The organism is Comamonas sp. Z3 (assembly GCF_008121565.1).
Classification (GTDB): Bacteria; Pseudomonadota; Gammaproteobacteria; order Burkholderiales; family Burkholderiaceae_C; genus Comamonas; species Comamonas brasiliensis.
Window position 1 is genome coordinate 231222 of the sequence record NZ_VOQU01000008.1, and the last position, 21817, is coordinate 253038.

At 61.2% G+C, this 21817-nt stretch carries 12 protein-coding genes, 6 tRNA genes and 1 riboswitch; of the genes, 7 read left to right on the top strand and 11 right to left on the bottom strand.

The genetic code is table 11. The annotated features are described in order from the left end of the window. Positions 1–3: 3 nt before the first annotated feature. On the bottom strand, positions 4–1251 hold the full coding sequence (gene glyA, locus FSY59_RS22800; RefSeq protein WP_019043194.1) for a serine hydroxymethyltransferase: 1248 nt from the start codon (positions 1249–1251) through the stop codon (positions 4–6). A gap of 35 nt (positions 1252–1286) precedes the next feature. Next, positions 1287–1441, bottom strand: a riboswitch (ZMP/ZTP riboswitch). Between the two features lie 114 nt (positions 1442–1555). After that, complete coding sequence (locus FSY59_RS22805) at positions 1556–2389, bottom strand: lytic transglycosylase domain-containing protein (protein ID WP_003053391.1); 834 nt, start codon at positions 2387–2389, stop codon at positions 1556–1558. A gap of 869 nt (positions 2390–3258) precedes the next feature. On the opposite strand from FSY59_RS22805, the gene FSY59_RS22810 reads away from it, so the two are divergent. Together FSY59_RS22810 and FSY59_RS22815 are read left to right on the top strand one after the other, a co-directional pair. Next, positions 3259–7152, top strand: coding sequence for a DUF748 domain-containing protein (locus FSY59_RS22810; RefSeq protein ID WP_148729744.1), 3894 nt, complete (start codon positions 3259–3261; stop codon positions 7150–7152). A 215-nt stretch (positions 7153–7367) separates the two neighbouring features. After that, positions 7368–10019 carry a DUF349 domain-containing protein gene (locus FSY59_RS22815; protein ID WP_148729745.1) on the top strand — a complete coding sequence of 884 codons (2652 nt, stop codon included), beginning with the start codon at positions 7368–7370 and terminating at the stop codon, positions 10017–10019. 148 nt (positions 10020–10167) lie between these two features. Here the strand turns inward: FSY59_RS22815 and FSY59_RS22820 are convergent. The 7 genes from FSY59_RS22820 to FSY59_RS22850 form a co-directional block, all read right to left on the bottom strand. Then, positions 10168–10252 (bottom strand) — tRNA-Leu (locus FSY59_RS22820). A 169-nt stretch (positions 10253–10421) separates the two neighbouring features. Further along, on the bottom strand, positions 10422–11333 hold the full coding sequence (locus tag FSY59_RS22825) for an aminoglycoside phosphotransferase family protein (protein WP_255439686.1): 912 nt from the start codon (positions 11331–11333) through the stop codon (positions 10422–10424). A gap of 296 nt (positions 11334–11629) precedes the next feature. Beyond that, positions 11630–11714: transfer RNA gene (locus FSY59_RS22830), tRNA-Leu, on the bottom strand. A 144-nt stretch (positions 11715–11858) separates the two neighbouring features. Continuing rightward, positions 11859–11943 (bottom strand) — tRNA-Leu (locus tag FSY59_RS22835). Between the two features lie 143 nt (positions 11944–12086). After that, positions 12087–12171, bottom strand: a tRNA-Leu gene (locus FSY59_RS22840). Positions 12172–12315: 144 nt separating this feature from the next. Further along, positions 12316–12400, bottom strand: a tRNA-Leu gene (locus FSY59_RS22845). Between the two features lie 144 nt (positions 12401–12544). Further along, a tRNA-Leu gene (locus tag FSY59_RS22850) sits at positions 12545–12629 on the bottom strand. A 34-nt stretch (positions 12630–12663) separates the two neighbouring features. Between FSY59_RS22850 and rnr the strand changes: the two genes are divergently transcribed. After that, a complete protein-coding gene (rnr, locus tag FSY59_RS22855; RefSeq protein WP_050874193.1) occupies positions 12664–15276 on the top strand; it encodes a ribonuclease R in 2613 nt (870 codons plus the stop codon). Positions 15277–15340: 64 nt separating this feature from the next. Here rnr and FSY59_RS22860 read toward each other — a convergent pair whose 3' ends face one another. Beyond that, on the bottom strand, positions 15341–16924 hold the full coding sequence (locus tag FSY59_RS22860; RefSeq protein WP_148729747.1) for an NAD(P)H-hydrate dehydratase: 1584 nt from the start codon (positions 16922–16924) through the stop codon (positions 15341–15343). 97 nt (positions 16925–17021) lie between these two features. Beyond that, the gene (locus tag FSY59_RS22865; protein WP_148729748.1) at positions 17022–18410 is read right to left on the bottom strand and encodes an amidase; all 1389 of its coding nucleotides are present in this window, start codon (positions 18408–18410) and stop codon (positions 17022–17024) included. Between the two features lie 225 nt (positions 18411–18635). Between FSY59_RS22865 and rpsB the strand changes: the two genes are divergently transcribed. The 4 genes from rpsB to frr all read left to right on the top strand — a co-directional run bounded on the left by rpsB (position 18636) and on the right by frr (position 21804). Beyond that, positions 18636–19388, top strand: coding sequence for a 30S ribosomal protein S2 (gene rpsB / locus FSY59_RS22870; RefSeq protein ID WP_003053402.1), 753 nt, complete (start codon positions 18636–18638; stop codon positions 19386–19388). Between the two features lie 108 nt (positions 19389–19496). Then, the gene (tsf, locus tag FSY59_RS22875) at positions 19497–20390 is read left to right on the top strand and encodes a translation elongation factor Ts (RefSeq protein ID WP_003053404.1); all 894 of its coding nucleotides are present in this window, start codon (positions 19497–19499) and stop codon (positions 20388–20390) included. A 93-nt stretch (positions 20391–20483) separates the two neighbouring features. Next, the gene (gene pyrH / locus FSY59_RS22880; protein ID WP_003053409.1) at positions 20484–21206 is read left to right on the top strand and encodes a UMP kinase; all 723 of its coding nucleotides are present in this window, start codon (positions 20484–20486) and stop codon (positions 21204–21206) included. A gap of 37 nt (positions 21207–21243) precedes the next feature. Further along, entirely contained in the window at positions 21244–21804 is a 561-nt protein-coding gene (gene frr / locus FSY59_RS22885) for a ribosome recycling factor (RefSeq protein ID WP_003053411.1), read from the top strand. Positions 21805–21817 lie beyond the last annotated feature (13 nt).

The following is a 21817-nucleotide window of genomic DNA, read 5'->3' on the forward strand; positions in this document are numbered from 1 at the left end:
AATTTACTTGCTGTAGACAGGGAACTTGGCAGTCAGCTCGGCCACCTTGGCGCGCACGGCGGCCAGATTGGCTTCGTCTTCGGGCTTGTCCAGCACGTCAGCCACCAGATTGGCGGTGATGCGGGCTTCTTCCTCACCGAAGCCACGTGTGGTCATGGCGGGCGTGCCGATACGGATACCGCTGGTCACGAAAGGCTTCTCGGGGTCGTTGGGGATGGCGTTCTTGTTCACGGTGATGTGAGCCAGACCCAGAGCCGCTTCGGCAGCCTTGCCGGTAATGCCCTTGGCGCGCAGGTCCACCAGCATCACGTGGCTTTCGGTGCGGCCGGAGACGATGCGCAGACCGCGCTCGGTCAGCGTTTCGGCAAACACCTTGGCATTCTTCACGACCTGTTCCTGGTAAGCCTTGAACTCGGGAGTCAGGGCTTCCTTGAAGGCCACGGCCTTGCCGGCGATGACGTGCATCAGTGGGCCGCCTTGCAGGCCAGGGAAGATGGCGCTGTTGATGGCCTTCTCGTGCTCGGCCTTCATCAGGATCACGCCGCCACGAGGACCGCGCAGGCTCTTGTGAGTGGTGGTGGTGACCACGTCGGCGTGGGGCACGGGGTTGGGGTACACGCCGGCGGCAATCAGGCCGGCATAGTGGGCCATGTCCACCCAGAAGATGGCGCCGACTTCCTTGGCGATCTTGGCGAAGCGCTCGAAATCGATGCGCAGGGCATAGGCGGAAGCGCCGGCCACGATGATGCGGGGCTTGTGCTCACGGGCCAGCTCTTCGAGCTTGTCGTAGTCGATGGCTTCGTCGGCATTCAGACCGTAGGAGACGGCCTTGAACCATTTGCCGGACATGTTCAGCGCCATGCCGTGGGTCAGGTGACCGCCTTCGGCCAGGCTCATGCCCAAAATGGTGTCGCCGGGCTTGGCGAAAGCCATCAGCACAGCCTGGTTGGCCTGAGAGCCGGAATTGGGTTGCACGTTGGCGGCGTCCGCGCCAAAGATCTGCTTGATGCGGTCAATGGCCAACTGCTCGACCACGTCCACATGCTCGCAGCCACCGTAGTAGCGCTTGCCGGGATAGCCTTCGGCGTACTTGTTGGTCAGCTGGGAGCCCTGGGCTTCCATCACGGCGGGCGAGCAGTAGTTCTCGCTGGCGATCAGCTCGATGTGCTCTTGCTGGCGATGGTTTTCAGCTTCAATAGCTGCAAACAGTTCGGGGTCGACTTTCGCGACGGTATCGGTGCGTTGAAACATGGCAGTCCTATGAACTTAGATATTCCCTTGAGGCCAAGGGCTGCCCAGGCGAACGGCTGAAACGCTTGCAGGCGGCAGTCGCTGCGGCTCTGGGCGGTACGCTCCCCGGTGGTTCACAGACCTTGCAGTCTGCCGGTTTCCACGTCAGCGGCAGAAAACTCTGCGCCTATCGCCAGTTGCGTACACCCGCTAGTGTAGCTGAGCCGGCATGGCTCCAAGGCCTATGCCCGTTTTTCCCTCAGAGCCGTGCCAGGCATAAAAAAAGCTGGCCGCAGCCAGCTTGAGAAATACGGGGATCTGTCGCTTAGAGATTGGAGTCGGCCAGGGCCACCTGCTGGGCGTGGGAGACCTTGGTGGCTGCTTCGGACTTGGCCGTCATCAGCGGGCTGGCCTGCAGGCCCACGCCCTGGCGCAGGCGCTGGTGTTCGGCAAGCACCTTGGCCGCATAGCCGCCGTCCGAAGGAAGATTGGCTGCGCCCACGTAGTAGCGCAGGCCGCCCTCGATGGAGCCGGCGCGGGCAATGCATTCCTTGAGCACCTTGACGCCGACCTTGAGGTTGGTCACAGGGTCGAAGGCCGCATGCTGGCCGCCAAAGCTTTCATACTTGTCGGTGTGCACGGACGTCATCACCTGCATCAGGCCCTGGGCACCGACCGAGCTTTGGGCAAACGGGTTGAAGCTCGATTCAATCGCCATGATGGCCAGAATCAGCGTCGGATCGAGCTTGTTGGCCTTGCCCTGGGCATAGGCTTCGCTGACCAGGGCTGCAATCGGTTCGGGCGCCACCCGGTATTTTTTGCTGAGCCAGTAGGCGACAGCCGCCTGCTCCTTGGGCAGGTTCTTGGGGTTGACGGCCGTGGCACGGTCGCTGGCGACGACGATGTTGGCGGAAGCAGGAGCTTCCTCCACTTCGGCGGCAGCCACAATGGTGCTGGCGGGCAGGCGTGTGTCGAGCCACTCGCGCAGCTCGGTGGCGCCGGCCAGACGCAGGTCCGGACGAGAGATCAAAATCAGGGCCGAAATGGCCACGGCCAAGCCCAGCAGGGCGAAACCGTTGTGAGTAAGAGCAAGAAAACCGTGGGCCGTCTTATGGCCCAACGTTCGCGCAGAGGCGATTAATTTTCCTGACGCTGGCATAGCTTGTCCTTTCTTGGCTATCGCCCGAGGTCGCACCGGATCAATCTCGCGGTGCAACCAGGACAACTGGCCGATGAGGTTTGCTGCGGGCCGATTAAAAGCGCCCCTCGGGGCGCCGATCGGTCTGCTCAGTCGTGAGGCAGCGGAAACAAAAAACGCTCATTTCGAGCGCTGGCGGATTCTAGAAGCGTCCTAAATATTCAGTCAACACTAACAAAAATACTTTTTAGATTTTAAAATTATATAAAAACTGTATGAATGTACAGTTTGCTCAAAAAATTACAGCAAAAAATCACGGATTCAAGAGGTGTATACGCTCACATCGTTTTATTTGTCATCAAGGCGAAATAAAGTGCAAAAAGCCTGGTAGCCCTACGCGAGCACAGATATAGTGAATCTGCCTGCAAGTTGCAGGTGCTTGCCAAAGGAAAGGAAAAGCAAACTCCGCCGAGGCCTTTGATTCCATGGGCTGTTGGCACTTGCTCTTTATCTTCGCTTGAGGCACTAAAGGGAGCAATCGTTGCTTCCAGCGGCAAGGACCACACCCTCCTTGAACCGCGAAAACGGCCCGGTCTGGTACCGGCCGTGAAGCCCGGAAGTCGGTTTCGCCACTTCCGGGCTTTGTCGTTTCTGGCGAGGTCTCGTGCTGCAGCGCATTGTTTGCATTTTTTCGCGCTCATCTGTCTCTGCCGGGCATGTCGATGACGCAAACTTCTCTCTGGAAACGCCTCTTGCCTCTATCTATATATAGAGCGCAATCTGGATACACCTGTATGCGCTCAAGGTACAGTGGTGTTCCGGGCGCGTGGCGGGTCCCGGCCCTGAGAGTCTTGAAAGGCTTTCAATCCCTGCATCAATAACAAATCCTCATGTCCTTGCTCACATCGAATCGCTGGCTTCGCCGGCTGATCTGGTCTGTTCTTGCTCTTTTGCTGTTATGGCTGCTGCTCTGGGCGCTGGTGCCCTGGGTGGCTAAGAGCCAGCTGGAAAAACGGGCTGCCGAGAAGCTGGGGCGCGGCGTCCATGTGGGCAAGATCGAGTTTGCGCCCTGGGCGATGTCCATCACCCTGCATGATCTGGTGATTGATAAAGCTACTAAAAAAGTAGCTGTAACCGCTGATGCAGAAGGCGTTTCAGCTCATAAAGACCTGAATTCTGCCGCAGAGCCCCAGCTGGAGATCAAGCGCATCTTCATCAATGCCAGTGCGCAATCACTGTTCAGGCTCGCGCCTGTGCTGGATGCCATCGAGGTCGATGCGCCCGTGGTGCGCCTGACTCAGCATTCGTTGGGCAAGCTCGATATCGACGATGTGATTGCCAGGCTCATGGAGCCCGATGACGAAGAGCCAGCCAAGCCCGTGAGCTTTGCGCTCTACAACATTGCCTTGCGCGACGGCCGTGCCGAACTCAATGACGAGTCGGTGCAGCGCAAGCATGAGCTCAAGGACTTGCAGCTGAGCATTCCCTTCATCAGCAATCTGGCGTCCAAGCGCGAGATCAAGGTGTTGCCGCATCTGGCTTTCGACCTCAACGGCAGCAAGTTCGATACATCGGGCGAGAGCACGCCATTCACGGACAGCCGCCAGACGGCGATGCATCTCAAATGGGAGCACATCGATCTGACTCCTTATCTGGGCTATGTGCCTGCCAGTGTTCCGGTGCAGCCTCTCTCGGGAATGCTTGATACGGATCTGCAGGTCAGCTTCGAGGAAAAAGACCAGCCGGTGGTTCGCATCAGCGGCAAGCTGGCCTTGAGCGAGGTCGCTTTGCAGGACCGCCAGGGCGCGCCGCTGCTGAGCTTTGATGCGCTGGAAGTGCAGCTCCAGAATGTTCAACCGCTGCAGAACCAGATGGCGCTGGAGACGGTGCGCTGGGTCAAGCCGGAGGTACATGTCAGCCGCAACGCGCAAGGCGTGATCAACTGGCTGGGGCTGAATGCGCCGGCCGTTGCTCCCGCAGCGCCGCTTGAGAAGGCAGGGCCTGAGCCCGCTTCCGTCGAGGCAAGCAATCCGGCCCAGGCAAATGCGAAGGCTCAGAAGCCCAACCCCTTGGTCGTTGGCGTGCAGCAGTTCGATATTGAAGGCGGCATCGTGCATTGGCAGGATGCTGCAACAGGTGCGGCACCTGCGGCGCTGACGCTGGCTCCGTTGACCCTGCAGGCCAGAAGCCTGGCCTGGCCCATGAATGAAGCTTTGCACCTGAAGGCCTCCGCAGGAGTGCAAGCAGGCGGCCAGCCACAGGCGCAAGAGGAAGCCAGCCTGGCTGTGGAGGGTGAGGCCACGCTCAAGGCCGGCAAGCTCAGCCTCAAGCTGGAGCAGTTGCCGCTGCAATGGCTGCAGCCCTATGTGCAAGCGCACTTCACGCCGCAGCTCAGCGCCATGCTCAATACCGATGCCCGGATTTCCTGGGGCGAGGGCGGGGTGGTGGCGGAAGTGACCGAGCTGACTGCCGACAAGCTGCAGCTGCAGGACAAGCAGGCTCCCGTCAATATCGCGCAGATCAAGGTCAGCGGCGTTCAGGTCGATCTCGCTGCCCGCCAGGTGCAGGTGGAGGCCATCGCCGTCCAGAAACCTCAGCTTGCGGCGCTGCGCGACGCACAAGGGCGCTGGATGTACGAGCGCTGGCTGCCTGCCGCAGTGCCGGCAGCCAGATCGACAAGCCAGGGGGCTAAGACGGAGCCAGGCCAGCCCTGGTCGGTCAAGCTCGCAGCGATTGCCGTGGATGGCGGTGCGCTGCAGTTCCGCGATGCCGCACCTGTGCAAGGCCGCAGTGCACAGCCGGTACAGCTGGATGTCAGCGCCTTGCGCGTGCGCCTGGGCGCTTTCGAGCCGCTGGCGGCCAAGGCGGCGCCGACCCCGCTGGAGGTCTCGGCGCAGCTCTCGGCCAATCGCCGGGTGCAGGCTGGCCAAATTCAGTTCAAGGGGCTGCTGGGCCTGACGCCGGTTTCGGCTCAGGGTCAACTGCAGGCTCGTGCCGTGCCGCTGCATGCACTGGAGCCGTATTTCGCTCACAAGCTCAATGTGGATCTGGTGCGTGCCGATGGCAACTTCCGCGGCCGGCTCAACTATCTGGCCCATGCCAAGGGGCCGCAAGTGTCCGTGTCGGGGGATGTGGAACTCAACGACCTGCGCGTGCGCTCCACGCTGGCTGCTCCGGTGCAGGAGGAGGCTGGCAAGCCTAGCACCGCCAAGGGCGCGCTGACGGCGGTGCTCAATGACTCCACGGCGGACCGCGCCAAGGCGCTGGCAGCGCGTACCGGCCTGGGCCTGGGCGATGATCTGCTGGCCTGGAAGACACTGGCCGTGCGCGGGCTGGATCTGAGCATGCAGCCGGCCCAGCCGCTGCGCGTGAGCGTGCGCGAGACGGCATTGAGCGATTTTTTTGCGCGCGTCATCGTGCAGCGCAACGGCCGCATCAATCTGCAGGACATTGTGAAGACCGAAAAGTCCGAACAGTCCGTCGCGCAGAACGAAGAGGCGAACGCCAAGGTGGCGGCGGGCCAGAAGCCCGAAGCCAGCAAGCCTGTGGAAGAGCCGGCAAAGCCCGAGGACAGCGGGCCTGCGCCCATCATCAAGGTCGGGCCGATTGTGCTGACAGGCGGCAAAGTGCAGTTCTCTGACTACTTCATCCAGCCTAACTACTCGGCCGATCTGAGTGAGCTGACCGGCCGTCTGAGTGCTTTCTCTTCACAGGCCCCTGCAGGCCAGGCCGGACCGCAAATGGCCGATCTTGAAATCAAGGGCCGGGCCCAGGGCACGGCGAAGCTCGATATCAGCGGCAAGATCAATCCGCTGGCCAAGCCTCTGGCGCTGGATGTGCGCGCCCAGATGAATGACCTGGAGCTGTCGCCGCTGTCGCCATATTCCATCAAGTACGCGGGCTATGGCATAGAGCGCGGCAAGCTCTATATGGATGTGAACTACAAGGTGCAGCCCGATGGACAGCTCACGGCCTCGAACAAGCTGGTGCTGCGTCAGCTGACTTTTGGTGACAAGGTCGAAGGCGCGCCCGCGTCGCTGCCCGTCAAGCTGGCCGTGGCCCTGCTGTCCGACCGCAACGGCGTGATCGATCTGGATGTGCCGCTGAGCGGCTCGCTCAACGACCCGCAGTTCCGTCTGGCCCCCATCATCTTCAAGGTGATCGGCAACATCATCATGAAAGCCGTGACTGCACCGTTTGCGCTGTTGTCAGGCGCATTCTCGGGTGGCGACGAATCGGGTGCTGTCAATTTTGCGCCGGGCAGTGCCAAGCTCGATGACCAGGCAAAAGAGCAGCTGGCCAAGATCGTCAAGGCACTCAACGACCGCCCGGCACTCAAGATGACGGTGGTGGGTGAGTCGCGCGAAGCCGAAGACCAGGAGGCCTGGAAGTCGGAGGAGCTGGATCGACTGCTGCTGGCCCAGAAGCGCCGCAACGTGATTCGCGCAGGCAAGAGTGGCGATGAGGTGATGGAGTTCAGCGAAACCGAGCGCCTGGCCTTGCTCAAGGCTGTCTACGGCCGTGCCGACATCAAAAAGCCCCGTAACATGGTCGGGATGGCCAAGGATCTGCCGGCCGATCAGATGAAGGCCCTGCTGGTGGCCAGCATCAAGGTGCCCGACGATGCCATGCGTGAGCTGGCACTGGCGCGCGGCGTGGCTGTGCGGGACTATCTGGCCACCCAGCAACTGCCGCTGGAGCGCCTGTTCCTGGGCGCTCCCAAGCTGGATCTGAAGGACAAGGACTGGACTCCGCGTGCCCAGCTGAGCCTGTCGGCTCAGTAATGAAATCGCCGCGAAATACCTTGCGATTTCGCATTTTTTGGCTTGCCTTTAAATAAAGGCGAAAATACCGGTTTGCCTAGGCACTCATGTGCCTGGGCTTGCGCTTGGAAAGTCTGCCCTCATGTGGGTTGGCTCTGGCCTGTTGCAGCGTTGACTGCGGTGGCTGCCAAGCATTTTCTGACCCTTACATGACATCTATTTCTCCTAGCAGCACCATGTCTGATGCATCTGAAGTGAACCCGGCCTCTGCCAAGAATTCTGAGCAACATCCGCTGGATGCATTGACGGGTGGTGCTTTCTCCGCCGAGACCTCGGGTGATCGCGCCGCGCGCATTCGCGACTGGCTGGCGACCCAGCCCACGGTCGAGCAACTCCAGGACGTTCACAAGGAACTGAGCAAGGGCGACAAGAGTGCTGCCCGTGCCGTGCGTGAGCGCCTTGATGAAATCCGCCGCACCGCAAATCAGGAAAAGATTTCGGTGGAATGGGCCGAGAAGGCAGAGGCGCTGCTGGCAGCCGTGCCCTTTGACGCCGCAGCTGCAGCCGCCTGGCAGCGTGATGCCGCCAAGGCCGGTGCCGCACTGTCGCGCGAGCCCCTGTCGCAATTCAAGGCCCAGCTGGTCGAGCGTGTGAAGGCTGTGGAAGACCTGCAACATCGCACCCAGGTGCAGCGCGAAGTGGCGCTGCTCCTGGCGCAGCGCATTGAAGTGCTGTCCACCAAGTCCTGGAAGGATGCCAAGGCCGTTCTGGAGGCTCTCGGCGCTGATGTGGCCCGTTGGCAAGAACAGGCCAAGGAACTGACCGGTGACGCCAGCTGGAGCAGCGTGGACGGCCGCTTCCCGCCTCAGCTGGAAGCCGCGTCGGCACAGCTGGCGCTGGTTTGGGATGCCTTCCAGTCTGCGCTTGCGCTTACCGAAGCGGCTGCCGCCGACGAGGCTGCACCTCTGCCCACCGTGCCGGTCTGGGCTGACGAAATCCGTGTAGCTCGTGGTTTGCCGCCTGAGGCCGCTGCTGTGGAAGTGGCCAAGCCTGCCGCGCCACGCGCAGCAGCCGGTGGCCGTGGCAAGCCCACCTCCGAGCAGGTCGAAGCTGCCAAGGCCGGCCTGGGCCAGGCTCTGGAGGCGCTGAAGGCCGAGACCGCAGCCGGCAACAGCAAGGCAGGCTCCGAAGCCGTGCAAGCCATGCGCGCTGCCATCAAGACCCATGGCCGCTTTGTGGATGAAGCGACCGTGAGCGAAGTGCACGACGCTCTGCTGGCTGCCGGTGAGGCCGATGGCTGGCAGCGTCAGCTGGCCGACAAGCTGCGCGAAGATCTGGTGGCCAAGGCCGAGGCCTTGCTCAACCGCCCCGACGGTCAGGTTCTGGGTGGCCGCAAGATCCAGGAAACCCTGCGCAGCCTGCGCGAGCAGTGGAAGCAGGCCGACCAGGGTGCTGCGGCCAATCATGCGCTGTGGAAGAAGTTCGACGAGGCCTGCAATGCCGCCTACAAGGTGGTCGAGTCCTGGCACGACAAGATTCGCCAGGACAGCACGCAGGCCAAGGCCCAGCGTCTGGCGCTGATCGAAGAAATCAAGGCCTGGGCCGCAGAGCATTCCGCGAGCCAGGACTGGAAGAACATGCTGCGCGCACTGCGCCAGTTTGGCGAACGCTGGCGCGAAAGCGGACATATCGGCGAAAAGCTGTTTGCCGAGCTGCAACCCCTGTTCAAGCAGGCCATGGCTGCCGCTGAAGCACCCTTGCAGGCGGCGCAGAAGGCCAGCCTGGAGCGTCGCCATGCCATGATCGACGAAGCCACGGCCCTGGGCACTGCGCCCAGCCTGCGCATCGATGCCGTAAAGGCGCTGCAGCAACGCTGGCAGGCCGAGGCTCAGGTGGTGCCGCTGGATCGCAAGCATGAGCAAAAGCTCTGGGATGCATTCCGCAAGCCGCTGGATGATGCCTTCAATCGTAAGAGCGTGGAGCGTGGTGGTCGCAGCCAGGCAGCGGTCGAGCTGTCCGAGCATGATCGTCGCGTGCTGGATGCATCCAAGGCGGTCGAAGCGGCCAATGCCAGCGGCGATGCGCAGAAGATTCACGCAGCGCTGGCCGAGCTGGAGGCTGCCATCAAGGCCCAGCCTGCCAAGACTGGCGACAATCAGCCTCAAGCCCAGACGGAGCCAGCAGCTGAAGCCGATGCGGCAGAAGCTGCGGCAGTGGCCAAGCCGGCACGTCCCGTGGTCGCCGTGCGTGGTGATGACCGCCCTGGCATGAAGAAGGAGGCCGCAGCTGCCGTCGGTGGCCGTCCTGGCGATCGCAAGGATGGAGGCCGTGGCCGAGATGCAGCCCGTGGTGAGCGCGGTGGCCGTGATGGCCGCGACAGCCGCGATGCCGGTCGTGGTCGTCGCGAGTTCGCGCGTGAAGAGCGCGGTCCTCGTCTGGCCGATCCCGCCTTCCGTGCCCAGCGTGATGCCGTGGAGCATGCCCAGGAGGCCTTGCGCAAGCTGGCGGCCCAGGCCCATGGCGAAGCGCTGACCCAGTTGCTGGGTGCCTGGCAGGCACGTGATGCGGCGCAGCTGCCATCGGCTCAGCAGCTGGGTGGCAAGGTGACGGCTCCTGTGCGTACCTCCTGGTCCGGCGCCGTGGCCGCTGCGCCCAAGGGCAATGCTGCAGAAGCTCTGCTGCGCCTGGAAATGGCTGCTGACGTGCACACCCCGGCCGATCAGCTGGCTGCACGCCGTGCGCTGCAGCTGCAGATGCTGACTCGCCGCAACGATCCAGCGCCCCAGCAGACCTGGGGCCAGGATGTGGCCACGGTGCTGGGAAGTGCGATCGATGAGGCGTCTGCCCGTCGCCTGCAGACCGCACTCAAGCAATTGCTGCGCAAGTAAGTGATGGGCATGCCGCCTCGATAAGGGGTGGCGGTCGCAAGAAAGGGAGCTTGAGAGCTCCCTTTCTTGCATCTGTCTCTTGCACCCTTGGTAGGTGCACTGACAAACAAAAAAGCCGCTGCATTTGCATGCAACGGCTTGTCGTGTTTGGTGCCCAGGAGAGGACTCGAACCTCCACGGAGTTACCCGCTAGTACCTGAAACTAGTGCGTCTACCAATTCCGCCACCTGGGCATTTCAGAGTAAGCGAATTATATAGCGTGAAAAGCTGCATTCAGGCGAGTTGAGGCACTTTTTTGTGCATGTTGCGGGCGCTGGCCTTAATTGACCATCATTCCGATACGCGATGACCGGCTTGCTTGTTCTGACCACCCGCAGCAAACGACCCAAAGGCGACATAGAGTTAGTTTTCGTTTGCCTGATAGTGGTCCAGCAGGACTTGCTGGAGTGTGCGATACGATGGACTACTCTTGCGTTCACCGGGAGAGATTTTTTCTAGGGTTATCAGAGCCTTCCACATAGCCCAACCACGACCACGCGCCCATGTACTGCCATCCAAAGGAAGCGCCGCACGAAATGCACGCCGACTTTTTCCTTCAAAGAATGTCCAAGCTATCGCCAAATCGCATGCTGGGTCGCCCACGGCAGAGCAACCAAAATCAATGACGGCACACAACCGGCCCTCATTAACCAGCAAATTGCCGCACGCTATATCTCCATGCACCCAGACTGGCGGAGGCGTCCATTTGCTTTTCAATGCTGCATCCCATACCGCCAAAGCGGTATCCGCATCAAGAAAATCGGCGAGAGCCACGATGGCAGAACGGGTCTCAGCATCGTAGACGGCTAGTGAGTCACCCCGAAAGAAGTTGTGTAGCCCTGGTTGTGGAGCGCCCGCTACGGGAACTTGATGAAGCTCGTGAAGGAAACTGGCTAAATCACGCGCAAAGGTCGCTTTGTCATCAACACGAGCCTCCGCAGCAGGTTCACCTGCTAGCCAACGGTAAACCGACCAGGGCCATGGATAGATGTCACTGGGCTTGCCTTTAGCGATTGGTTCGGGAATGGCCAGGGAGATGTTTGCAGCGATTTTTGGCAGCCACGTTTGCTCCTTCTCGACCTGTTCCACGTACGCTGCTGCACTGGGCAGTCTTACCAGTTTGTCAGCTCCAAGGCGAAAGGTTCGGTTGTCCCAGCCGCCAGGTAACACAGGTGCGAGGCTCAGACCTGCCCATTGAGGGAATTGCAGGTCAATAAGTTGCCGAACGATATTTACGTCAATAAGCGGTTGGCAGTTTTGTGGTGCTTCTTGCATATGCATTTGATGATGACACATCCTCGCAAGAAGACGCTCTAGGTCCGCTTCTGGCCGAACTCAGTCGGTCACGACCAGCAGCCTGGTCAGCCATAGCCGGCGTAGGCGGTCAGTTCGACCGGAATACGCACATGTTGTCTGCAGGGCGTTCCTCCTCGACTCGATGGATCGGACGTGCCGCAGACGCAGGTGGGAGCTAGCTTGCACCTGCGTCCTGCTCCTGGTGTGCGTGACTTCAAGGGCGTAGTGTGGAAACAAAAAAGCCGCTGCATTTGCATGCAGCGGCTTGTCGTGTTTGGTGCCCAGGAGAGGACTCGAACCTCCACGGAGTTACCCGCTAGTACCTGAAACTAGTGCGTCTACCAATTCCGCCACCTGGGCATTTCAGAATGATTGAATTATATAGCAGCTGATCTAGCGCAGATGGCGGTTTGCGCATGTTTTTCCAAAAAAATCAGCGCGATCGATCGAGCGGACTCGGAAACGAAAAAGCCGCTGCATTTGCATGCAGCGGCTTGTCGTGTTTGGTGCCCAGAAGAGGACTCGAACCTCCACGGAGTTACCCGCTAGTACCTGAAACTAGTGCGTCTACCAATTCCGCCACCTGGGCATTTCAGAGTGAGCGAATTATATAGTGGTCAAGGCGGTGTCTGAGCCGATTTGTGCAGATTTTTCAGAAAACTTTGCGCTTCCGACGTCGGGCTTGCAAAAACGAAAAAGCCGCTGCATTTGCATGCAACGGCTTGTCGTGTTTGGTGCCCAGGAGAGGACTCGAACCTCCACGGAGTTACCCGCTAGTACCTGAAACTAGTGCGTCTACCAATTCCGCCACCTGGGCATTTCAGAGTGATCGAATTATATAGCAGCTGATCTAGAGCAGATAACGGTTTGCGCATGTTTTTTCAAAAAAATCAGCACGACCGATCGGGTTGGGTCGAAAACGAAAAAGCCGCTGCATTTGCATGCAGCGGCTTGTCGTGTTTGGTGCCCAGAAGAGGACTCGAACCTCCACGGAGTTACCCGCTAGTACCTGAAACTAGTGCGTCTACCAATTCCGCCATCTGGGCTTTCAGGGAAGCTCGTATTGTAATGCAATTTCTTGCGTTCAACCCGAATCTTCAAATTCTCTAAGATGCCACTTGGCTTGAAAGCATTCCTTTGGGGGAATGTTTTCCAAGTTTGTTTCAACCCTTGCAGGTTGTCGTTAAACTTGGTGCCCAGGAGAGGACTCGAACCTCCACGGAGTTACCCGCTAGTACCTGAAACTAGTGCGTCTACCAATTCCGCCACCTGGGCATCTCAGGAAAGACATAGATTGTATATCAAAAAAATGAACCCTCGCGCAAAAGTTGCCGATATGAACGAAGAAATTTTGGGCACAGTGCAGGGCCACCGCGACGGTCACGGCTTCGTCGTCCGCGACGATGGTGAGCGTGACATCTACCTTCCCCCCAATGAAATGCGTGCGGTGCTGCACAAGGACCGGGTCCAGGTGCGCATTGCTCGCCATGATCATCGCGGTCGCCCCGAAGGGCGCGTGGTGGAAATCGTGGAGCGTCCCGATCAGCCCATCATTGGTCGCTTTCTGCAGGAAAGCGGTGTGTGGCTTGTGGCTCCCGAAGACAAACGCTACGGCCAGGACATTCTGATTCCTTCCAATGCCACGGGTGCTGCCAAACCGGGGCAGGTGGTGGTGGTGGAATTGACAGAGGCTCCGGCCCTGTTTGGTCAGCCAGTGGGGCGCATCGTCGAAGTGCTGGGCGAAGTGGATGACCCCGGCATGGAGATCGAGATTGCGGTGCGCAAGTATGGCGTGCCGCATATCTTCTCCGACGCCTGCCTGGAGCAGGCCAAGGCGCTGCCTGAAAAAGTCCGCCCCGCAGACTGCAAGCACCGCATCGACCTGACCGATATTCCCCTGGTCACCATCGACGGCGAAGATGCGCGCGACTTTGACGATGCCGTGTATTGCGAGCCTGCCAAGGTGGGGCGCAGCAAGGGCTGGCGCCTGCTGGTGGCAATTGCCGACGTGAGCCACTATGTGACCACGGGCAGCGCCATCGATATCGATGCCTACGACCGCGCCACCAGCGTGTACTTTCCGCGTAGGGTGATTCCCATGCTGCCGGAAAAGCTCAGCAATGGCCTGTGCTCGCTGAATCCCGACGTGGATCGGCTGTGCATGGTCTGCGACATGCTGATCACGGCGCAAGGCGAGATTCACGCCTATCAGTTCTACCCGGCAGTCATGCACAGCCATGCGCGCTTCACCTATACCGAGGTGGCGGCAATCCTGGCCAATACGCGGGGGGCGGAAGCGGCCAAGCGCAAGGATCGCGTGCAGGACTTGCTGAATCTGTATGGCGTCTTCCAGTCCCTGCTCAAGGCGCGCGAGGCGCGTGGTGCGGTGGACTTCGAGACGACCGAGACGCAGATCGTCTGCGACGACAACGGTCGCATAGAGAAGATCGTGCCGCGCACCCGCAACGATGCGCACAAGCTGATTGAGGAGGCCATGCTGGCGGCCAATGTCTGCAGCGCTGATTTCATCGACCAGAGCGGGCAGCTGGGGCTGTTCCGTGTGCACGACAAGCCTTCGCTGGAGAAGCAGGAAATCCTGCGCAACTACCTCAAGGCCATGGGCGTGAGCATGAGCATCAGCGAGAACCCTTCGACCAAGGAGTTCCAGCAGATTGCCAGTGCCACCAAGGACAGACCTGACTCGCAGCAGATTCACACCATGCTGCTGCGCTCCATGATGCAGGCCTTCTACACGCCGGAGGGCTCGGGTCACTTCGGCTTGGCCTTTGAGGCGTATACCCACTTCACCAGCCCGATTCGCCGTTACCCCGACTTGCTGGTGCACCGCGTGATCAAGGCGGAGCTGAACGGCACGCATTACAAGCTGCCCAGCCTGCCCACGCCGGGTGAGGCTGAAGCGAAGATGGCCAAGCGTCTGGCTTCGCGGGTGGTCGCGCCGGGTCAGAAGCCGCGCAAGCGTTCGGCGGCCAAGGAGTTTCAGGCCTGGGAAGCCGCCGGCCTGCACTGCAGTGCCAACGAGCGCCGCGCCGACGAGGCCAGCCGCGATGTGGAAGCCTGGCTCAAGTGCAAGTACATGCGCGAGCATCTGGGCGAGGAGTTCGCGGGCACGGTGTCCTCGGTGACGACCTTCGGTGTCTTTGTGACGCTGGATGCCATGTATGTGGAAGGTCTGGTGCATATCACCGAACTGGGCGGCGATTACTTCCGCTTCGACGAAGCCCGGCAGGAACTGCGCGGCGAGCGCTCGGGTGTTCGCTATGGCATCGGTGCACGAGTGCGCGTGCAAGTCAGTCGCGTTGATCTGGATGGACGTCGCATCGACTTCCGTCTGGTGCGCGACGGCGAGGACGGTCTGGTGCAGTCGTCCCGCAGCGGCCGCGGTCAGGCCAAGGATGAGGGGCGTGGTCGCCGTGATTCGCGTGACGAGCGCAGTGCGGGCGGCTATTCCGACAAGTGGAGTCGTCGTGACGCCAAGGCCAGTCGTGCGCAGCGCAATGCTGCTGCAGAGCCTGCTGCTGCGCCTGAGCCCGATCGCTCCAGGCAAGGTCGTAAGGCAGCCAAGAAGGCCATGCTGAAAAGCGTGAATCTGGCGGCGCTGGAGGCGGAATACGCGCAGGCTCCCAAGCCCGAGCCTGTAGCGGAGCCCGTCGCTGTGGCCGTGGTTGCCAAGCCGCGCAAGGCGGCAGGCAGGAAGCAGGTTGCCGCCTTGCTTGCGCCTGATGCGCAACCTGTCTCCGTTGCCAAGCCAGCGGCCAAGCCCGAATCCAAGGCCGTGGCCAAGGTGGCGGCGAAGTCTGTGGCGAAATCGGCGCCCAAGGCTCCAAAGGCGGTAGCCAAGCCCGCAGCGCGTACCAAGCCCGCGCCGGCAAGCAAAACCAGCAAGCGCAAGACCGAACGCTGATTGCTCGCTTGCGAAGCGCTGAAGGCCTTGCCGGATACCGGTAAGGCCTTTTTTCTTGCGCTGGTTACTGCTTGCCCAGGTGCATTGCCAGGGCACTGGCGCTGAACGGGCGGTCTGCGGGCCAGCGATCTGCGAGCTGGCCGTGGCGGAAGGCCCCCTCCATGGCAGCCATATCGGCACTGCGACCCTGTGCCCATAGCGCGGCGATCAGTCCGGCCAGCACATCGCCCGTGCCGCCCGTGGCCAGGCGGGCATTGCCGCTGGCATTGATCCAGACTTGCTGCTGTGGGTTGGCAACAACCGTGCCCGAGCCCTTGAGCAGCACCGTGCACTGAAATTTGCGGGCCAGCTGCAGGCAGGACTGCAGGCGGTCGGCTTGCACTTGGGGGGTAGTGGTCTGCAGCAGGCGCGCGGCCTCCAGCGGGTGGGGGGTCAAGACCGTGCTCAGCTGCTGCATGGCACGCTGGCTCAACTGCTGTGCCAGCACTGGGCTGGCTGCGACGGCATTGAGTGCATCGGCATCCAGTACCAGCTGTGGCGCCTGGCTCAGTATGTGGGGCAGCCAGGCCTGCACGGCTTCGCCACCACCGCAGCCGCAGACCACGGTGGCCTGGCTCCAGTCCTGGGCTGCAGGCCGTCGCAGCATGATTTCCGGCCAGGGGGCAATGCCTTGCGGTAGTGCTTCGTCCAGCAAGGCCAGCATGACGCGGCCGGCTCCGGCGTGCAGTGCGGCCAGTGCCGCCAGCCAGGCCGCGCCCGTCATCGACAGGCCGCGCAAGCCCAGGCCTTCGCCGCCAAGCACGGCTACATTGCCAAAACTGCCTTTGTGACTGGCGTGCGGGCGCGCACTCGAGGAAGCGGAGGAGGGGGGGCTCAGATGCGCTGTGGGCTGCGCTGCAGCGGGGTTGGTCATGCCGGGAGTGCCGGCAATGCCGCAGCCCAGGTCGTCCCACCAGATCTGTCCGCAGGCATCGCGTCCCTGGCCGGTGAACAGGCCGGGCTGCAGGGTCAGCAAGGCAAGCGTGTGGCGCGGTTGACTGGCGGCGATATGGCCGGGCGCGAATTCCCTCAGATACTGGCCGGTATCGCCATCGAGGCCGGAGGCAAGGTCGACACAGAGTACGGCACAGGCGCACTGCCGAACCTGGGCCAGCAGTTGCAGCAAGCGCTGCTTTTCAGTCGAGGCCTTGCCAGAGGGGCGCGGGCTCAGTCCGATGCCCAGCAGTGCATCGATACACAGGTCTTGTGGCCCCAGATCGGCGGGCGCGTCATGCAGCCACTGCGCGCCAGCCTGCCTGGCCTTGTCCCGGGATATCTGTGCGTCGGAAGGTAGCTCGGCAGGCGCGCGCACCTCGCTGACCATGATTCGCACGTGGGGCAGCATGGTTCTGAGCTGCGCCGCCGCCTCAAAGCCGTCGCCGCCGTTGTTGCCCGGGCCGCAGGCAATCCAGATTCGTTGTGCATGGGGGGCTATTGCCAGCGCCAGTTTGGCGATGGCAAGGCCTGCACGCTCCATCAGTCGGTGGGGAGGCAGGCGTCTGGCGCAATCCTGCTCGATCTGGCGCGTGGCGGCGGCGCTGAATAGCGGCCAGCCCTGGCCGGCAGCCATGGAAGCGGGCGGGGTGTCGGTTGGAGAAATGCGCAGCATGGTCCGAGGATAGCCTCAGGCCGCGCATTTGTGGGTTTTGATGATTTTTGCCATGTAGCCCAATGACCATAAGCGGTTGTAGCTACAAGAATGGAAGTCAGACGTGATGGAGCGCGGCTTCTATGCCCGCGCTGATATTCAGGATGGCGTCGTCATGCAGGGCGGCATGCCAGATCATCAGGCCCATGGGGAGTTCGTTCGGGTTGTGGCACGGCAGTGACAGCGCGCAGCCGTCCAGCATATTGACCACGCTGGTATTGCGCAGCAGCAGGCCGTTGACGCGGAAAAATTCTTCGTCACGCCTGAGGTCGGCCGCAGCATCGAAGCCGTTGGCCGGGGCGACGGATGCAATGGTGGGGGCGGTGATCGGCGTGGTCGGCGAGAGCAGGGCGTCATAGTCGGCAATGGCGCTCTCCATCCTGGCAATCCAGCGCTTGCGCGCGGCCAGCAGATCCAGATAGTCGGCAGCGCTCATGCTCGCGCCGCGCTCTATGCGCGAGCGCACCCGGGGATCGTAGAGCTCGGCCTTGGCAGGATCCTGCAGATGGTGCCGGTGCCAGGCATAGCTTTCGGTGGGCGAGAAGCCGCCGATGATGTTGATGGCGTCCAGCTCTTCCAGCTCGGGCAGGTCAATCCATTCGATCTGCGCGCCGCCGGCTTGCAGCTTGGCGATGCTGCGTTCGAAGGCGCTGCGCACGGCGGGTTCGATCTGTTCGAAGAACAGGGGGCGCGGCACTGCCAGACGCCACTGGCTCAGGCTGCGTTCGTCCTTGGTGACTTTGCGCTCGGCCAGGATCTCGTGCAGCAGCACGGCATCGCGCACGCTGCGCGTAATGGCGCAGGCAGTGTCCAGTGTGGGCGAGAGTGGCACGGTTCCTTCGGTGGGCACCAGCCTGGCCGTGCTTTTGAAGCCCACCAGTCCATTGAGCGCAGCGGGAATGCGGATGGAACCCCCGGTGTCCGAGCCCAGAGCCGCCCAGGCGGCGCCGCTGGCGACGGATACAGCTGCTCCTGACGAGGAGCCACCTGGAATGCGGGCCGGCCATGTGGGGGCCAGCTGAGGATTGGCGGGGTGGCGGGCATCCAGCGCGGCAGGGGTACCGAAATGCGGATTCACACCCACGCCGGAAAAAGCGAACTCGACCATATGGGTGCGGCCGATGATGGCGGCACCTGCCGCGCGCAGGCGGGCGACGGCCGCGGCGTCTGCCCGGGCGACAGGAGCATCCTGCAGCACCAGGGAGCTGGCGGCACTGCGTGCGCCTCGGGTGTCAAACAAATCCTTGACCGAGATGGCCAGGCCGGCCAGGGGGGCAGTCGTTGGTGTTTCTGCAGCGGCCCAGCGTGCCTCGTCAAAGAAAGTCTGGCTGAAAACGTTGGCGCACAAGGGACTTTGCGCGGCAGCAATGCTCATTTGCATGAGGTTTGCGGCGCTTTGGCGGCCTTCGCGGATCTCGAGAGTGAGGTGACTGAGGTCGAGTTGCATGGCGATGTGCTAAAATCTTGCGGCTTTGCTAAGGGTTATTCCGTGAGGATTGACTTGAAAAGCTCTGAAAGTGGTTGATGCGATGGCGTTTTGCACCTTGCAGCACCTGCTTTTAAGTCGGCAAGGCAAATAGCAAACCGGCCTATCCAAGGTGTTGCGATCGCTTTTTCAAGGCGGCTGCAATCGTTGGGCCGGATTTTAGACCCAACCTTTGAGGTAATTAACATGGCAGTAACAATGCGCGAGATGCTGGAAGCCGGCGTCCACTTCGGTCACCAAACCCGTTTCTGGAATCCCAAGATGGCTCCGTTCATCTTCGGCGCCCGTAACAAGATCCACATCATCAACCTGGAAAAGTCCCTGCCGATGTTCCAGGAAGCCCAGAAGTTCGCCAAGCAGCTGACTGCTAACGGCGGCACCATCCTGATGGTGGGTACAAAGCGTCAAGCCCGCGAGCTGGTGGCCGAAGAAGCCAAGCGCGCTGGCGTGCCCTTCGTCGACCAGCGCTGGCTGGGCGGCATGCTGACCAACTTCAAGACCGTCAAGACCTCCATCAAGCGTCTGAAGGACATGAAGGCTCAGCAAGAAGCTGGTCTGGAATCCATGTCCAAGAAGGAACAGCTGATGTTCGTTCGCGAACTGGAAAAGCTGGAAAAGGACATCGGCGGCATTCAGGACATGAACGGCCTGCCCGACGCCATCTTCGTGATCGATGTGGGCTTCCACAAGATCGCTATCGCTGAAGCCAAGAAGCTGGGCATTCCTCTGATCGGCGTGGTTGATACCAACCACAACCCCGAAGGCATCGACTACGTGATCCCTGGTAACGATGACTCCGCCAAGGCCGTGCAGCTGTACGCCCAAGGCATCGCCGACGCTATCCTGGAAGGCCGCGAAGCCCGTCTGAACGACGTGGTGAAGGCTGCTGCCGGTGAGAACGGCGACGAGTTCGTGGAAGTGGAAGAGTCCGCCGCCTAAGCGAAGTCCGGCTGCGCGACCGCATCGCGAGAAAAAGCGGGGCTCTAGGTAGCCCCGTTTTTTTAGCCGGAATCCTGTAACGAATCGAACTGATACTGGAGAAATACGATGGCAATTACTGCAAGCATGGTCGCCGAACTGCGCGCCAAGACCGACGCTCCCATGATGGAATGCAAGAAGGCTCTGACCGAAGCTGATGGCGATATGGCCAAGGCTGAAGAGCTGCTGCGCGTCAAGCTGGGTACCAAGGCTGGCAAGGCCGCTTCCCGCGTGACTGCTGAAGGCGTTGTGGCTGCTTTCATCGAAGGCGGCAAGGGCGGCCTGATCGAAGTGAACAGCGAAACCGACTTCGTGTCCAAGAACGACAGCTTCCTGGCCATGGCCAACGCCGCTGCCAAGCTGGTCGCCGAGCACAACCCCGCTGACCTGGACGCCCTGGGCGCCCTGGCCTACGAACAAGACGGCTACGGCCCCACTCTGGAAGATGTGCGCAAGGGCCTGATCGGCAAGATCGGCGAGAACATGTCTTTCCGTCGCTTCAAGGCTTTCAACGGCGCTGGCCTGGCTGCCTACGTGCACGGCACCCGCATCGGCGTGGTGGTCGAGTTCGACGGCGACGCTGCTGCTGCCAAGGACGTGGCCATGCATGTGGCTGCCATGAAGCCCGTGGCCCTGACTTCCGCTGACGTGCCTGCCGAGCTGATCGCCAAGGAACGCGCAGTGGCCGAAGGCAAGGCTGCCGAATCCGGCAAGCCCGCCGACATCGTCGCCAAGATGGTGGAAGGTTCCGTTCAGAAGTACCTGAAGGAAGTGTCCCTGGCCGACCAGGTCTTCGTGAAGGCTGCCGACGGCAAGCAAACCGTGGCCCAGATGCTCAAGGCTGCCAATACCAATGTGAAGGCGTTCACGATGTTTGTCGTGGGTGAAGGCATCGAGAAGAAGACCGATGACTTCGCCGCTGAAGTGGCTGCCCAGGTGGCAGCAGCCAAGGCTGGTGCTTAAACCTAAGCCTTAGCAACAATCGCGGCCAAGAGCCGCGATTGATTTATTCCCCTCCCGTTTTCATACTTATTCAACTTCCACCGGAGAAACACCATGTCCAACGCCATTCCAGCCCACAAGCGCATCTTGCTCAAGCTGTCGGGGGAGGCGTTAATGGGAGATGACCAGTTCGGCATCAACCGTGCAACCATTGAGCGCATGGTTGCCGAGATCGTGGAAGTGACCAAGGTGGGTGTGCAGGTTGCCGTGGTGATCGGCGGCGGCAATATCTTCCGTGGCGTGGCAGGTGGCTCAGTCGGCATGGATCGTGCGACTGCCGACTATATGGGCATGCTGGCCACGGTGATGAATGCCCTGGCCCTGGCCGACGCCATGGACAAGCAGGGCCTGACGGCGCGCGTGATGTCGGCCATCGGTATCGAGCAGGTGGTGGAGCCCTATGTGCGCCCCAAGGCGCTGCAGTACCTTGAAGAGGGCAAGGTCGTGGTGTTCGCTGCCGGTACGGGCAACCCCTTCTTCACCACCGACACCGCAGCTGCGCTGCGTGGTGCTGAAATCGGCGCCGAAGTCGTGCTCAAGGCCACCAAGGTGGACGGCGTGTACACGGCCGACCCGGTCAAGGATCCCTCGGCCACGCGCTACGACAAGCTGGCTTTCGATGAAGCCATCTCGCGCAACCTGGGCATCATGGATGCCACGGCTTTCGCGCTGTGCCGCGACCAGAAGCTGCCGATCCGCGTGTTCTCCATCGTCAAGCCCGGCGCACTCAAGCGCGTGGTCATGGGTGAAGACGAAGGCACTCTGGTGTACGCTTGAGCGTTTTGCCGCCCAATGCTCGCAAAGGAACAAGAACATGACGATCGCTGAAATCAAAAAGAACACCGAAACCAAGATGGGCCAGTCCATCGAGGCTTTGAAGAACAACCTGGCGCGCGTGCGCACCGGCCGTGCAAACCCCGCGCTGCTGGACGCCATTCACGTCGAGTACTACGGCTCCATGGTGCCCCTGTCCCAGGTGGCCAATGTGTCCCTGCTGGACTCCCGCACCATCAGCGTGCAGCCCTGGGAAAAGAACATGGCCGCCAAGGTGGAAAAGGCCATTCGCGAAAGCGATCTGGGTCTGAATCCCGCCTCCATGGGTGACCTGATCCGCGTGCCCATGCCTCCCATGAGTGAAGAGCGCCGCAAGGAAATGACCAAGCTCGCCCGCAACGAAGGTGAGAACGGCAAGATTGCCATCCGCAACCTGCGCCGCGATGCCAATGAAAGCGTGAAGAAGCTGGTCAAGGACAAAGAGGCCTCTGAAGACGATCAGAAGCGCTCCGAAGCCGAAATCCAGAAGATCACCGACAAGCACATTGCCGAGGTCGACACGCTGGTGGCGGCCAAGGAGCAGGACATCATGGCGGTCTGAGTCTTGCCAAAGG